Source organism: Shewanella sp. Sh95 (assembly GCF_001308045.1).
GTDB lineage: Bacteria > Pseudomonadota > Gammaproteobacteria > Enterobacterales > Shewanellaceae > Shewanella > Shewanella xiamenensis.
Genome location: NZ_LGYY01000058.1, coordinates 16,553 through 31,496, shown reverse-complemented (window position 1 = coordinate 31,496; position 14,944 = coordinate 16,553). Strand labels below are relative to the sequence as shown.

General features: G+C 46.1%; 16 protein-coding genes. 7 read left to right on the top strand and 9 right to left on the bottom strand.

The genetic code is table 11. The features are described from left to right. Positions 1-8 precede the first annotated feature (8 nt). The 4 genes from AEA42_RS04600 to dolP all read left to right on the top strand — a co-directional run bounded on the left by AEA42_RS04600 (position 9) and on the right by dolP (position 3,475). Positions 9-1,889 carry a penicillin-binding protein activator gene (locus tag AEA42_RS04600; protein ID WP_055647093.1) on the top strand — a complete coding sequence of 627 codons (1,881 nt, stop codon included), beginning with the start codon at positions 9-11 and terminating at the stop codon, positions 1,887-1,889. Beyond that, positions 1,886-2,212 (top strand): YraN family protein, encoded by a 327-nt coding sequence (locus tag AEA42_RS04595; RefSeq protein WP_047536234.1) that lies wholly within the window; start codon positions 1,886-1,888, stop codon positions 2,210-2,212. The genes AEA42_RS04600 and AEA42_RS04595 overlap by 4 nt, the downstream gene beginning before the upstream one ends. Positions 2,213-2,318: 106 nt before the next feature. Continuing rightward, the gene (locus AEA42_RS04590) at positions 2,319-2,912 is read left to right on the top strand and encodes a phosphoheptose isomerase (protein ID WP_011070670.1); all 594 of its coding nucleotides are present in this window, start codon (positions 2,319-2,321) and stop codon (positions 2,910-2,912) included. After that, positions 2,909-3,475 (top strand): division/outer membrane stress-associated lipid-binding lipoprotein, encoded by a 567-nt coding sequence (dolP, locus tag AEA42_RS04585; protein ID WP_037424203.1) that lies wholly within the window; start codon positions 2,909-2,911, stop codon positions 3,473-3,475. The genes AEA42_RS04590 and dolP overlap by 4 nt, the downstream gene beginning before the upstream one ends. Positions 3,476-3,493: 18 nt before the next feature. Here the strand turns inward: dolP and AEA42_RS04580 are convergent, their stop codons facing one another. Beyond that, positions 3,494-4,417 (bottom strand): DMT family transporter, encoded by a 924-nt coding sequence (locus AEA42_RS04580; protein WP_037425145.1) that lies wholly within the window; start codon positions 4,415-4,417, stop codon positions 3,494-3,496. A gap of 119 nt (positions 4,418-4,536) precedes the next feature. Between AEA42_RS04580 and AEA42_RS04575 the strand changes: the two genes are divergently transcribed. Further along, complete coding sequence (locus tag AEA42_RS04575) at positions 4,537-5,409, top strand: LysR substrate-binding domain-containing protein (RefSeq protein ID WP_055647092.1); 873 nt, start codon at positions 4,537-4,539, stop codon at positions 5,407-5,409. Positions 5,410-5,507: 98 nt separating this feature from the next. On the opposite strand, the gene trpS is transcribed toward AEA42_RS04575, so the two are convergent. From trpS to rpe, 3 genes are read right to left on the bottom strand one after another with little or no spacing between them, the layout of a single operon-like run. Beyond that, positions 5,508-6,506 (bottom strand): tryptophan--tRNA ligase, encoded by a 999-nt coding sequence (trpS, locus tag AEA42_RS04570; protein WP_011718615.1) that lies wholly within the window; start codon positions 6,504-6,506, stop codon positions 5,508-5,510. Positions 6,507-6,542: 36 nt separating this feature from the next. Next, positions 6,543-7,226, bottom strand: a complete 684-nt coding sequence (locus AEA42_RS04565) for a phosphoglycolate phosphatase (protein WP_055647111.1) — start codon at positions 7,224-7,226, stop codon at positions 6,543-6,545. After that, the gene (gene rpe / locus AEA42_RS04560; protein ID WP_037424193.1) at positions 7,226-7,903 is read right to left on the bottom strand and encodes a ribulose-phosphate 3-epimerase; all 678 of its coding nucleotides are present in this window, start codon (positions 7,901-7,903) and stop codon (positions 7,226-7,228) included. Before rpe ends, AEA42_RS04565 begins: the two co-directional genes overlap by 1 nt. 262 nt (positions 7,904-8,165) lie before the next feature. Between rpe and AEA42_RS04555 the strand changes: the two genes are divergently transcribed. Continuing rightward, entirely contained in the window at positions 8,166-8,531 is a 366-nt protein-coding gene (locus tag AEA42_RS04555; protein ID WP_055647091.1) for a hypothetical protein, read from the top strand. Next, positions 8,531-8,716, top strand: a complete 186-nt coding sequence (locus AEA42_RS04550; protein WP_037424187.1) for a DUF2970 domain-containing protein — start codon at positions 8,531-8,533, stop codon at positions 8,714-8,716. The genes AEA42_RS04555 and AEA42_RS04550 overlap by 1 nt, the downstream gene beginning before the upstream one ends. Positions 8,717-8,751: 35 nt before the next feature. On the opposite strand, the gene AEA42_RS04545 is transcribed toward AEA42_RS04550, so the two are convergent. The 5 genes from AEA42_RS04545 to AEA42_RS04525 form a co-directional block, all read right to left on the bottom strand. After that, a complete protein-coding gene (locus tag AEA42_RS04545; protein WP_055647090.1) occupies positions 8,752-9,591 on the bottom strand; it encodes a Dam family site-specific DNA-(adenine-N6)-methyltransferase in 840 nt (279 codons plus the stop codon). A gap of 48 nt (positions 9,592-9,639) precedes the next feature. Next, on the bottom strand, positions 9,640-11,043 hold the full coding sequence (locus AEA42_RS04540) for an AAA family ATPase (RefSeq protein WP_055647089.1): 1,404 nt from the start codon (positions 11,041-11,043) through the stop codon (positions 9,640-9,642). Positions 11,044-11,061: 18 nt separating this feature from the next. Continuing rightward, positions 11,062-12,141, bottom strand: a complete 1,080-nt coding sequence (gene aroB, locus AEA42_RS04535) for a 3-dehydroquinate synthase (protein WP_047536226.1) — start codon at positions 12,139-12,141, stop codon at positions 11,062-11,064. A 5-nt stretch (positions 12,142-12,146) separates the two neighbouring features. Beyond that, complete coding sequence (gene aroK, locus AEA42_RS04530) at positions 12,147-12,662, bottom strand: shikimate kinase AroK (protein ID WP_037424170.1); 516 nt, start codon at positions 12,660-12,662, stop codon at positions 12,147-12,149. Between the two features lie 219 nt (positions 12,663-12,881). Continuing rightward, the gene (locus AEA42_RS04525; protein WP_055647088.1) at positions 12,882-14,939 is read right to left on the bottom strand and encodes a type IV pilus secretin PilQ family protein; all 2,058 of its coding nucleotides are present in this window, start codon (positions 14,937-14,939) and stop codon (positions 12,882-12,884) included. Positions 14,940-14,944: the final 5 nt, after the last annotated feature.

Below are 14,944 nucleotides of genomic sequence, written 5' to 3'. Positions count from 1 at the left end.
GAAGCCCAGTGTTAAAAAGCCTGAATACAACTAAGTTAGTTTCCGTGGCCATTTTATCCGCAGTATTGGCGGGTTGCGGCAGTCAAGCGCCCAGCAGCTCTACCAGTACAGCGCCCACCGTGGCCACCTCATTAGCCTCTGCTCCATTGGCGCCAAATGTGTATTTAGCACAGGCCGCTAATAGCAAAGATCCTCAGCAACGTGATACTTACCTGCTGCTGGCGGCACATGCGCATATTAATGCGAACGACTATGCGGCGGCGCAAAAGCTGCTCAAGTCGATGCTGCCAAGCCTGACTCAGGTCCCGACGCTAGTGGCTGAACATAAATACCTGACTGCGCGGGTGCTAGAGCATACATCGACGCCGCTTGATGCTCTGAAAACGCTAACTTACCCAAGCACTTGGGTATTACCCGGCTGGCAAATGGCAGCCTATCATCAATTAAGAGCGCATTTATTCCAACAGAATAAACAGCCTATCGAACAGGTGCGCGAATTAAGTTTATTGACCACCTATTTACCTCCCGCCGAGGCGAATGAAGTCAATAATCAGATCTGGCAAGTGTTGCAACCGATGCACGAGCAAACCTTGCTCGCATTCACCAAAGATGCCAAAAGCCCTGTTTTTGCAGGTTGGTTACAACTGGCGTATATCGCTAAGCATTATGCGGTCGATCCCAACCAACTGGTCCGTTATTTAGGCGACTGGCAAAAACAAAACCCTTATCATCCTGCGGCGGCGAAGTTGCCCGCGGATTTAGATCAAGCGTTAAACGCCAAACCTTATACCCCAAAAAATATCGCTGTACTCTTGCCGCTCACAGGCCAGCGCGCCAGTGCCGCCAATGCGATTCGCCAAGGCATTTTGGCCAGTTATTTAGCCAAACCGAATGAGCAAGTCTCGGTGAATTTTTACGATACCGCTAACGATGCCGTTTCCGCCTATCAGCAAGCGGTAAATGCAGGCGCTGAGTTTATTATTGGCCCGCTACTGCCAAATGAAATCGATCAATTATTGGCATTAAACACTGGTACTGCGGCAACCAACACCACTGGCACGCCAGCAGCGCCTGTTGCGGCAAGCGCGCCGATCCCGCAACTGTTTTTAAATCAAACAGACAAGTTTGTCGCTGATGCTAATAAGTTTTACTTTGCATTATCGCCAGCACAAGAAGCAGCCGATGCTGCAATACGCATGTATCAAGATGGCGTAACTATGCCACTGCTACTCGCCAGCAACGACGCCATCGGCAAACGTATGGCCGAGAGCTTTATTCAAGCCTGGAAAAAGAAAAGCGATACGCCCATCGAAGTCTATTACTACGACAGTGGCGATAAGATGAAAACGACTGTGCAAGATGCGCTCGGCGTTCGCGATAGCCAAGCCCGCATTGCGCGCATCAAAGAACTACTGGGCAATTCAGTACAGGCCGATTTCCGCTCGCGCCAAGATATAGATGCGATTTATATGATCTCGACGCCGCAGGAGTTAACCCTGCTCAAGGCCTTTATCGATGTCACCTTTAGCGTCTTTACTCAGCCCGTGCCGTTGTACACCTCGAGCCGTAGCCGTATCGATAATGAATCGAGCCAAACTGCGCAGGATTTAAATAACCTCACTCTCAGTGACGCACCTTGGTTGATGCAAAATGGCGAAGAAAACCTGATGGTTAATACCTTATGGCCCGGTTGGAACAACGGCCAAAAACGCTTATTTGTGATGGGTTATGATGCGATGGATTTAATCAGCAAACTCGCACAAATGCGCTCATTTACCGGTTACCAGTTCAATGGTCGTAGCGGCGTGTTATCGGTCAATCCCGATGGCGTAATTAACCGCCAATTAAGCTGGGGACGCTATCAAAGAGGCAGTTTCCGCCAACTATGACACTCGGACAGCAGGCAGAGTCGCTCGCCCAAGGTTACCTTGAACAGCAAGGTTTAATCTTTGTTGAGCGCAATGTCCGCTATCCCTTTGGTGAAATAGACTTAATCATGCGCCACAAAAACTACTGGGTATTTGTTGAAGTAAAATACCGCTCAGCAAATCAATTTGGTGGAGCAATACAAGCACTTAGCAAAGCACAAATCGGCAGGATCCGCATGGCGGCCAGTCATTATTTACAGAGCCATAAATTGGATGTACCCTGCCGATTCGACGTTGTCGCCATCGAAGATACGCAGATCCAATGGCTGGTCGATGCCTTTTAAACGAGGCTCTCGACTCAGCTAATCGAATAATTTTTAACGCTTATGCCTCAACTCCACCGTGGAAATATGGCATCATAGCCACACTTTATCCTGAAAGGATGTATCCATGTTAGAACGCATTAAAGACAGCTTTACTGAATCTATCCAGACTAAAATCGATGCAGCCGAAGCACTGCCAGAATCCATCGCCAAAGCGGCGGAGATGATGGTGCAATGTCTTTTGGGTGGCAATAAAATTCTTGCCTGCGGTAACGGTGGTAGTGCCGGTGATGCTCAGCACTTCTCGGCCGAGCTATTAAACCGCTATGAGATTGAACGTCCACCACTGCCAGCCATTGCCCTGTCGACGGACACATCGACTATCACGGCAATTGCTAACGATTACAGCTACGATGAGATTTTCTCAAAGCAAATCTTAGCTTTAGGCCAACCAGGCGACATCTTGTTAGCCATTTCCACCAGCGGTAACTCTGGTAACGTGATTAAAGCGATGGAAGCGGCACTGAGTCGCGATATGACTATCGTAGCCTTAACCGGTAAAGACGGCGGCGCGATGGCGGGATTACTCAGCGTGGGTGACGTCGAAATTCGCGTTCCTTCGAACGTGACGGCACGTATTCAAGAAGTGCACTTACTGGTGATCCATTGCCTGTGTGACAATATCGACCGCACACTCTTCCCACAGGACGAACAGCAATGAGATATGCTGCCCCACTGTTAATGGTTTGCATGCTACTGCAAGGTTGCGCCGGTGCCGTTATGGTGGGCGCAGTCAGCGGCGCCATGATGGCTAACGATGAGCGTTCGGTAAAAACGCAGCTCGATGATACTAATACTGATTTTAAGATCACCAGTGCGCTACTAGAGCATGAAGATCTTAAGAAACAAACCAATATCACGGGTGTATCGGTAAACGGTAATGTGCTGATGATAGGCCAAGCCCCCAACTCGATGTTGAGGGATAAAGCGGTTAAGGTCGTACAAGACCTTAAGCTGGGCGGTAAAATCCACAACCAGATCCGCATCGGTAATCCAACGTCTTTCACGACTCGCAGTAACGACACTTGGGTAACAACCAAAGTGAAGGGACGGATGCTCAACGAGAAAGAATTGGATGTGACCCGAATTAAAGTGATCACTGAAAACGGTGAAGTCTTCCTGCTAGGGCTGATCCACCGCTCACAGGCAGAGCTTGCTGTTGACATTGCCCGTCATACTGCTGGTGTACGCAAAGTCGTTAAGGTTTTCGAATATATCGAATAACCGATTGAGCCTAAACACTTAAAGTTTAGGCTCGCCTTTTACCGCGGTATCAATTCCTAAAGACTTCACCTGTATGTTATCCATCATCTTGGGTGACTTCTCCACCAACGCTCCTATCCAAGGTAAAAACAGCGAAGGCAGCACAATCAAAGCGGCACCCAGCCAACTTAAGCTATCCAGCCATTCATCAAACAGCAGCCAGCCTAATAAGACGATAAATAACAAACCAGTATATTCGGCAATCGCAATATCACTCGCCTGCGCTTTACGGTAAGCCAGTACACATAACCAATGATAAATCAGTAAAAAGGCATTACTAAGTAGTGCAACCGCGAGCAATTCCCAGCTCAGTCCCTCCAGCCCCTGAAAGGCCGCAATGACTAAGGTCGCGGGGATTCCCAGCAAGTTATAGAGCATTAAGGTTAATACCGGATGCTCAGTATTAGGCACTTTTTTAAGCATCAACTGATTGATAGCAAAAGTAAATGCTGAAAATAACACCGCTAATCCAAACCAGTTCATCTCGCTCGGCCTGAGGATAATTAAGATCCCCACAAAGCCTAACAGTGTGCATATCACCTGCCCTGTGGTAATCCGCTCCTTTAAAAACCAGTATCCCATCAAAATAATCATCAGGGGGGCAGAATAAAACAGGGAACTGACTGTGGCTAAAGGCAATGCCATCAATCCAATAATTAAAAAAAGCGCGCCAACCGAGCCTATGTTGGCACGCCAAAGGTGAACCGAAATATATTCCGTCTGCGGTCGCTGCGAGTACAACCAAATCGGGGTTAACATGAGTACTGAAGTGATTTGTCTCACGAGTAGAAAAGTGGCTGCATTAGCATCTTCTGGCAACCATTTGATCGATACATCGTAAAAAGCACTAAATAGATTACCCACTATCAATAAAATCAAACCGATAACAACAGGGCGCTGCATTTTAACTATCCGTAAATCTCAATGCTGGCATGATAATCCCCGCAAAACTTAAGCTGAAATGATGCTTTCTCATGCTAGATGAATTAAATTCATACTAAATCGTTTAGACTTTGAAAATCATGAGAAAGCTTCCACCCTTACGTGCGCTGCAAGTATTTGAAACTGCCGCGAGGCAACAACATTTTTCCAAGGCTGCCGCCGAGCTTTGCATTACCCAAAGCGCGGTTTCACACCAAGTGCGTGTATTGGAGGAGTACTTTGGTGAACAACTTTTTGATCGTCAGGGACGTAAACTACAGCTCACGCCCAAAGGCCAGAGCTTATTTATTGAGTTAGAAAGAATTTTTAATGAGTTAAGCGATCTTAATCTCAAAATCCGCGACACCCCAAATCAACAACTCTGTTTGGCGGTATACAGCTCATTTGCGGTGAAATGGTTGATCCCAAGGTTAGCGGATTTTCGGCGCCAATATCCCAGCGTTAAAATTCGCCTCGAGATGATCACTCAAGACCCCGATCTCAGCACCAGCACGGCCGATATCTTTATAGCAGGCAAACTCAATCAACGGGGTTATTGGCAACAATTACTGCACAAGGAACGCCTGATCCCCGTATGTAGCCCTAGCCTTTATCCTAAATGGCGCGAGATTAACTTGGGCAATTTTCAGCAACAAGCATTACTGATTGTGGATGAAGGCCCACTTGGACTCGATTGGCATAAGTGGTCATCGGCCCATAAAATCCCCCTGAATAACGAACAACAGCATATTTTTAGCCACATAGTGATGGCAATTGAGGCGGCGATTGCCGGACAAGGTATCGCCCTCGCCCCTGATTTTATGGTGGCCGGTGATATCAGTACTGGACGACTGGTAGCGGTAAATCTACCCGATGTTCATACGGGTTTTGAATTTTGTTTTTTATGCAAACAGCGACGCCTAAATGAACCCGCCATTGCAGCATTTTCTTCTTGGTTAAAATCGCAGGCCTAAACGCTTAGCTACAGCCCAATGAATAACAGACATAAAAAAGCCGACCTAAGAATGGGTCGGCTTAATCGAGTGTTATGTAATGCGCTTTTTAGGTCAAATTACACTAACAAACCAATCTTCTCGTACACCTTTTTCAGCGTCACTTCGGCGCGAGCCTGGGCATTTTCGGCGCCCGCTCTCATCACTTGGTCGAGGTAAGCACGGTCGGCACGCAGCGCACGGTAACGCTCTTGCAGCGGCTCTAACATGCCCACGACCGCTTCACCCGCGGCACCTTTTAAGTGGCCATACATCTTGCCTTCAAACTCGGCTTCGAGGCTGGCAATGCTCTGGCCTGTGATACCCGACATTAAGCTCAACAGGTTAGATACACCAGGCTTGTTTTCCATATCGAAACGCACGACTGGCGGCTCATCACTGTCGGTCATGGCTTTTTTCAGCTTTTTCATGACCGCTTTAGGATCTTCAAGCAAACCAATTACGTTGTTACGGTTGTCGTCCGACTTAGACATCTTCTTCAGCGGATCCTGAAGCGACATCACCTTAGCGCCATGCTCAGGAATAAAAGGCTCAGGAATGGTAAATGTCTCGCCGTAAGCGTTGTTAAAGCGAGTGGCGATATCACGTGTTAACTCAAGATGTTGCTTCTGATCTTGACCAACCGGGATTTCATTCGCTTGATACAGCAGAATATCCGCCGCCATCAGTACAGGATAACCAAACAGACCGACGTTAATATTGTTGGCGTGCTTTTGTGACTTATCCTTAAACTGCGTCATACGGCTCAGCTCACCCATTTGGGTATAGCAATTTAACGCCCAACCCAGCTGAGTGTGCTGCGGCACTTGAGATTGGATAAATACCGTGCTCTTTTTAGGGTCGACGCCGCAGGCTAAATACAGTGCAAGTGTATCTAAGCAGGCTTCACGCAATGCTTGAGGGTCTTGGCGCACGGTAATGGCATGCAAGTCCACCACGCAATAAAGGCAGTCGTGGCTATCTTGCATGGCAACCCATTGACGCAATGCACCCATGTAGTTACCTATGGTTAATTCGCCGGACGGCTGTGCACCGCTGAGTACTATGGGTTTGGTCATTACGTCATTGCTCCAAATAAAGATAAAAAGATTCGATTAAACTGCCTGGCCGACATTTAGCCAGCTAAGGATCTCGGCAAACTGCTCGCACACCGCGTCAGGGCCAGTGAGCCCAATATCTTCACCGTAGTTGTAGCCATAGGTCAAGCCGATTGATGCAACACCTGCTGCTTTCGCCGCTAAAATGTCATTTTTAGAATCGCCTACCATCAACAACTCACTTTTATCGAGTTGCCATTGCGCTAATAAATGCTCTAGCGGTAATGGATCCGGCTTCATCTTCGCCAGCGAATCGCCGCCAAGCACTAAGCTAAAGAAATCATTAATCTTAAAGGCCTCAAGCAGCGGCAAAGTAAAGCGGTAGGGTTTGTTTGTCACCACTGCCAGCTTAAATCCAGCGTCAAACAGAGTTTGTAGCACTTGGTGCACATCGGCATAAAGTGCACTGTGCTTCTCAAGATTTTCTTGATAGTGATGCATAAAAATCGGCATAGCCGCATCTAATGCCGTTTGCTCAACGTCTACGCCTAAAGCGTGGCTCATGGCACGGCGCATAAGCATTTCAGCCCCATTACCCACCCAAGTTCTCACCTGTGCCTCGGTACACGTTGCCAAACCTAACTCGGCGAGTGCCGCCTGTGTCGCGACCGCAAGATCGGGCACACTGTCAATCAGTGTGCCGTCGAGATCAAAGGCAATCGCCTTAATCTGTTTCCGCATCATTTGGCCTCAACTTTTGCTAACTCGGCACGCATTTCATCGACAACGGCTTTATAGTCTGGTTGACTAAAAATAGCCGACCCAGCGACAAACATATCGGCACCTGCGGCAGCAATTTCGGCAATGTTATCCACTTTTACGCCACCATCGACCTCTAAGCGAATATCAAAACCGCTCGCATCGATACGCTCACGCACTTGGCGTAATTTATCTAAGGTCGAAGGAATAAAGGATTGGCCACCAAAGCCTGGGTTGACCGACATCAGCAGGATCACATCTAACTTATCCATCACATGGTCAAGATAATGCAGCGGTGTTGCAGGGTTAAACACTAAACCTGCCTTACAACCGGACTCTTTAATCAGTTGCAAAGTACGGTCGATATGCTCAGAGGCTTCGGGATGGAAAGTAATAATAGAAGCGCCAGCCTTAGCAAAATCAGGCACGATGCGATCAACAGGCTTAACCATTAAATGCACGTCGATCTCCGCCGTAATGCCATAGTCGCGTAACGCTTTACACACCATAGGACCAATGGTTAAGTTCGGCACATAGTGGTTATCCATCACATCAAAATGCACTACGTCAGCCCCTGCATCTAACACGGCTTTAACGTCATCCCCTAAACGGGCGAAATCGGCGGATAAAATCGATGGAGCAATTAAAAATGGGCGCATAGGACACTCGCTGCTATTGAACAAAAAGTGCCTTATTTTACCCTTAGCTAGACCATGCCTCTATAGCAAATGCCACATTTATCGCGATTGAGGCCAGATGGAAGCTCAATTCCAGTACTCACAACCTACGGTAAGTCCAAGGAGAAGCTGAAGCGTTAGAAAGATTTTAGTGAAGATTGATAAATTATTGTTCATAAACTAAGCGAGTTTGTTATACTCGGGCAGCTAGCGTGGATCATTTAATGATTTCAAGGGAAGTATCATGAAAGGGCGGTTAACACAGTTTTCACACATTTTAGGCTCGGTGACATTTAAGTCGTCGATGATGTTGGCATTTACCGCAGTGGTAGTCGCCTCCTTAGCCTTTGGTGTCGAAAAACTGACCGCAGGTAACGATACCCCAGCCTGCGCTTGCAGTAGTGATACTCGTTACAACAATAGCTTACCTAGCAGCCATCCGAATAACCGTTGTGCCGAACAGGCGCAAACTTTAAGTTGGAAGACCTGGCTAACAGGTAAAAATCGCTCTAGCCAGTTCCATTTTGTCGACTTGCTTGAACTGCTCCATGGTCATCAAGATAAACCTATCGATGACATGAAACCTGCCAATTCACAACAGTCCTATTGATGCTAAGCCGGATCTGGCAAGTCTTTCACAGTACGATAGCCGCCTTCTTTGGGGTGCAGTCAGATAAAAATCGCCAAAAAGACTTCCAGACCAATTCACCATTACCGTACATTTTGATGGGAATCGTGTTAGCGATAGCCTTAGTTGCCAGCCTTATTTTGCTGGTTAGCCAAGTCGTTAGCTAAATAAGCAAATAACTCAAACCTTCCGTCATCAGTAATTAGTCATCCTGCGGATCGTAAGTCTCATCGTATAAAGCAATCAACTCGTCAACTTTATTGCGGCCACTACCATTTTGGCTAATGTTGCGTTGCACTTGGATCTTAGCGAGATGCGCACCGCGATACAGTTCGCGCGTCAGCGGAATATCATGGTTGCTAATCACAACAGGAATGCGCTGTTCAAGAGCCATATGCCGCGAATAACGCGCGAGCAACGCCTGATCATCTAAGCTAAAGCCTGCACCGACATAGGTAGTAAAACTCGCCGTGGAGGATAATGGCGCATAGGGTGGATCACAATAAATCACATCACCAATTCGGATTTGTTCAAAGGCTTTTTCATAGCCAATGCACCTAAATTCGGCGCGTTGCGCTTTCTTTGAAAAGGCCAAAATTTCCTTTTCGGGGAAATAAGGCTTCTTGTAGGAGCCAAAGGGTACATTAAAGCCGCCTTTGCGGTTATAACGGCACAAGCCATTAAAACCATGACGATTCAAGTACAGAAAATAAACCGAACGCAGGAAAGGATCGCGAGATTTATTAAAGTCTGTACGCACGCGATAGTAGGCTTCCTTCTGATTCATCTCATCAACAAATAGCTTCTTAGCAGCCGCAATGTACTCCAAGGGCCTTTCTTTGACTATGTTGTAGAGATTTATCAGGTCTTGATTGATATCGCAGAGTAAATAGCTGGGGTAGTCAGTATTTAAAAATACCGAACCTGCGCCAACAAAGGGCTCAACTAAACGTTCACCCATGGGTAAATAGTTCGAGAGCTCATCCACCAATTTAAATTTTCCGCCAGCCCATTTCAGGAAGGCTCTATGTTTTTTGATCATTTAACTTGATGAATGCCGACAAAAATAAAGGCCATGATTGTACTCTGTTTATTCTGAAATTTCACCGCTTGGAAGCGCATCTTGTAATTGATAACCACCGAGCTCAGCCCATTTTTTTATCATGGGTTGACTCAAACGATATTGTTTGACCAATTCTGCGGCAGCCTGTTGCGCCGATTGACTGTCGCTAAACTGCCCCACCAGCACCACCCAAAATTGTTTGTATTTAGCGACTCGAATATCCGGCACAGAATGCAGTTTTTTCAACAGCGACTCGACTGTGTCACGCTGGGAGACTGTAGCTATTTGGATGGTATAACCGGACGTTGGCCGAGTTTTTACATTAGTTATTGATGCAGCCGTGATGTTCTTCGCTGGATGAACGTTATCGTTCTTAGCGATATCTTCATGTGATGTATTGTTACTAGCAGTCACAACATTGTTTTCGGCCTTACTTGTGGCTTCATCAATCGGTTGTGTTATGGCGGACTCATTCTCGGCTGGAGTCTCACCATGAAATCCCGCCAAAGGATCAGCTTGCTGCGCCGCTTGCAATAATAAAGACTGTGCTAACGACTCCTCACGTTGTTTAAAATAGGGCGTTAATATCCGTTGACCATGGGCTAAAAACTCGTCGGAATCCAATGCGGGATAAGTGACCACGTCAAGCACGGGCTCATCGGAAAAGGGTTGAGCCAATCCAAACCAAATCAAAATGGTAATCAACAAACTGCAAAGTCCAATCAACGCTAGCTTATATTGTACCCAGGCTGACTTCTTCTCACTCTGGCCATGTAGCGCCAGTTCCAGCAAGGTAACGACTTCCTGAGGAGTACCCGTTTGTTTTTCAAGTTGTGCGCGAACAATGTCTCTTGGAGTAAATGGATTTTGGTCACTGTATCGCAGCAAGGTTTGATACAGTGCTTCCCGCTCAGGCAAACTTAGCGGTTCAATACTAATAGGCAGGATCTGCCGCCGGAGAGAATCGGGTAATTGTGGCAATAAATCGGCTAAAAATGCTGGAGGAACCGTTAAGGTCACAGCTATCCGCTGTCCCGCACACTGAATTTGATTGAGTATGATGCATTCTGCCCATAGCTCTTTTGAGAGCAAATGAGCATCATCGATAATGATATGTAACGGTTTACTTTGATTTTGAGCTACACGCAGAATGGTTTCGGCGAGGGGGATCTCATCATCAAAAATGGGGGATGACATCAACTGCACTAAAATCTTGCGACGAATCTCAGCGTTATCGGCATGCATAGGGCAGATAACCAGCGCCGCATTTGAATCATCAAAATCGGTAGCTAATGCAGTGAGCAGCGTTGTCTTGCCCGAACCTTGGCCGCCAACAAGCACCAGCAATTGGTCGCTATAACTGGCAACATGATGCAATCTTTGTATGAGGGCTTCCTGTGAGGGAAGCAAGACTTGCCCCTGAAATGTCACTCATCCACCACACAAGGTTTATGCGCAGCAGATAACCTGTTCTAGGGTAGATTCAGAGACTTGACTAAATACTTCTGCTCGACCAATGGCCGTTGGAAGTACCAGCCGGATCTGACCGCCTAACACTTTCTTATCGCGACGCATATGTTGAATAAAACTGTCGAAATCCATTGATTCCGGCGCTTTTACAGGAAGATCGAAGGCTTGAAACAATTGCACAATACGACGGACAATTGACTCATCAACCAATCCTAAAGACTTAGCGGTTTGAGCAGCAAGGACTGTGCCAGCCGCAACGGCCTCACCGTGCAACCAGTTACCATAGCCCATCTCAGCTTCAATAGCATGACCAAAGGTATGCCCAAGATTCAAAAGCGCGCGCACGCCCTGCTCTGTTTCATCTTGGCTGACCACATCAGCTTTAATTTCGCAGCAGCGGGAAATCACATAGACTAAGGCTTGAGTGTCTAAGCTTTTTAGTGCTTGAACATTATCCTCAAGCCATTGAAAAAACTCAGCATCCCACATAATGCCATATTTAATAACTTCCGCCATCCCCGCAGCAAACTCACGCGCCGGCAAGGTCTTTAAACAGTCAGTATCAATAATGACAATTTGTGGCTGATAAAAAGCCCCTATCATATTTTTACCCAAAGGATGATTGACCGCCGTTTTGCCGCCAACCGAAGAATCCACTTGGGATAAAAGCGTTGTAGGGATTTGAATAAAATCGATACCACGTTGATAACATGCCGAGGCAAACCCCGTCATATCACCAATCACCCCTCCACCGAGGGCCACCAACACAGAATCTCGGGCATAATTACGTTGCAGTAGAGCCGAAAAAATAACATCTAAATGCGTTAAATCTTTAAATTGTTCGCCATCGGGAAGGATGACACTAGATACCTCACCAAACGAAGCCATCGTGTCTTGAACCTGGTTTAGATACAAGGGCGCGACGGTTTCATTGGTGACGATAAGGATACGTTTTTTCAGCAGATAGCGAGACAAAGTCTCGCTATCACTCATCAAACTCTGGCCAATGTAAATGGGGTAACTACGTTCACCTAAATTAACCTGAATTTGTTGTGTCATTCTGCCTAGAAACCTAATTTCTCAACGATTTGATTCGCAACAACCTTTGCACTTTGATCATCAGTTTTAACGATCACATCAGCAATTTCTTCGTACAGAGGGTTACGGATTTCTGCGAGGCTCTCTAATACTTCTCGCGGATCATCTACTTGCAGTAATGGGCGACGCTTGTCTCTTTGAGTTCGCGCAACCTGTTTGTCGATAGTGGTTTCGAGATAAACCACAATACCGCGAGCAGATAAATGATTACGGATATCTTTGCTCTGAACTGAACCACCACCAGTGGCAAGGACAATACCCTGTTTTTCAGACAGATCAGCAATAACCTGAGCCTCACGACGGCGGAAACCTTCTTCGCCTTCTACATCAAACACCCAAGCAATATCAGCGCCAGTGCGTTGCTCAATCTCTTGATCTGAATCGTGGAATTCTAAATGCAGCATTTGCGCCAGATGGCGACCAATTGTGCTTTTACCTGCGCCCATTGGGCCTACCAGAAAAATATTACGTTTTTCAGCCATTTCTTGTACGTCTGAATCTTAATGAAAAGTATGCCTATATCGACTCATGATCAAGCCGACCTACTGTATGTTACCTTGCTCTTATGAGACTTGACCGAGGATTATCTCAGTTTAATGTCTAGTCTGGCAAGTGATGCTCGCTATTTATGGTAAGAATTGTATTTTATAAATAATAAAGCCAGCAAGTGGTGCTGGCTTTATCCGAACGACTACATAGAGTTAGAGTTTCTCATTCACAATTTTAGGTGTTACAAAAATCAATAGCTCTTGGCGCTCATTCTTGTCGGTACTGTTACGGAATAAGAAACCGACCAAAGGAATGTCTCCCAAAATAGGTACCTTGCTAACCCGGCTAATCAAATTCTGCTGGTAGATACCACCTAATACAATGGTTTCGCCATTGTCGACAAGTACTTGAGTACCAATACGCTGTGTATCAATCGCTACTGCTGGACCTGTCGGCGTATCCACCGTTTTGCCCTGTGAGTCCTGCGTAATCTCAAGATCCAGAATCACACGATTGTCCGGTGTAATTTGTGGTGTCACCCTTAGTGACAACACCGCCTTTTTAAAGGTCACCGAGGTCGCACCGCTTGACGTGGATTGTACGTAGGGAATTTCAACACCCTGCTCAATATACGCCGATTTTTGGTTAGAGGTCGTGATACGAGGGCTCGCGATAATCTCACCTTTGTTTTCTTGCTCTAGTGCACTGAGCTCTAGATCCAAGATAGTACCGTCAGCGAGCTTAGCCACATGGAAGGCGATGCTAGTTGGGTTAGTGACGGCCGCAGGCAAGTTCACATTCAAACGATTATCTAAACTTGGTATCGTACCATTGGCAATATCGCCGGCCCCTTCTAGAGAACCAGAGGTCCCTTTATCACCCTGCTGATCAGTCACTCCCCAGCGGATACCCAAATCTTCAGACACGTCATCCTTTACGGTAACCATACGCGATTCAATCAACACTTGGCGGATCGGAATATCAAGCACCTCAACCAAACGATGAATGTTTTCGATGATTTCAGCGGTATCTTTGACGAGTACCGTATTGGTACGCTCATCAACGGCCACAGAACCGCGAGGAGACAATAAACTTGAGTCAGTGCCTTTTAATAGCTCAGCAATGTCGGTCGCTTTGGCATAGTTAATCTGCAGATACTCAGAATAAAGCGGCGCAAGCTCTTTAACTTCCTGTTTACTTTTGAGATTTTGACTTTCGCGAATCGCAAGTTCTTCACTCGGCGCCACCATCAAAATATTACCTTCGATGCGTTTATCGAGTCCTTTGGTTTGCAAAATCAAATCCAGTGCTTGGTCCCAAGGTACATCGTCAAGCCTAAGAGTAATATCTCCCTCAACAGTATCACTGGTCACTAAGTTAAAGTTGTTATAGTCAGCAATAATCTGTAATACGGTACGAACAGAAATATTCTGGAAGTTTAATGAAAGGGTCTTACCGTTATATTTCTTAATATCTTTAGTCGCTACAGTACGTTCAACCTTGTTAATCGACAACCTAAAGAGGTTATCTTCCTGCTTATAATTGAACTCATAATTACCCGATACATCAACTATGATGCGAGTCGTTAAGTCATCTTTAAAGGTTTCAAAGTTTTTAACTGGCGTAGAAAAATCCTGTACATCCATCACATACAACAAGTCATTGTTGATGTCAGTGTTGTAAAGCTGAACCTCAAGTTTGGCACCAATTTGCTCAACGTTGGCCGCAACAGAGCGGCTATTTAGGTAGACTAATAAATCGCCACCGCCATTTTCATTACGTCGAAAATCAATATTTTTAATACTATTTACAAATGGGCTATTTGCTGTTGCCTGAGAATTCACAACCTCATCATTAATGGTTAAGCGATAAGAATTACCAACTACGCTACCTTGATAAGGTTTGACTTTGGATAAACCTAAAGTCACTGTTAAACGCGCATCTTGCTGCGAGGTCACTAGATCTTTAACACCGACCTGATTAATCGGTAAGCGATCTTTAGAAAGACCAGAAATACTACCATCAAAGGTCAATACCAGCTCAGCAGGCGATGCATTTGAATCAATTTGTGGAGCCGAAATCGCATCCTCAAATATTAACTCAACCTCTAACTGATGATCGACTAAAGCATGGTATTTCACATCCATTAGCCGATTTGCCGCAAAGCTCGATGGCAAAAATCCAAATAGTAATGCGATCCCAATAACAGACTTAACTAAGCCTGAAGATAAAAACGATAACGGGATTTTTATCGCGGCAGAAGATTTCATTGTTC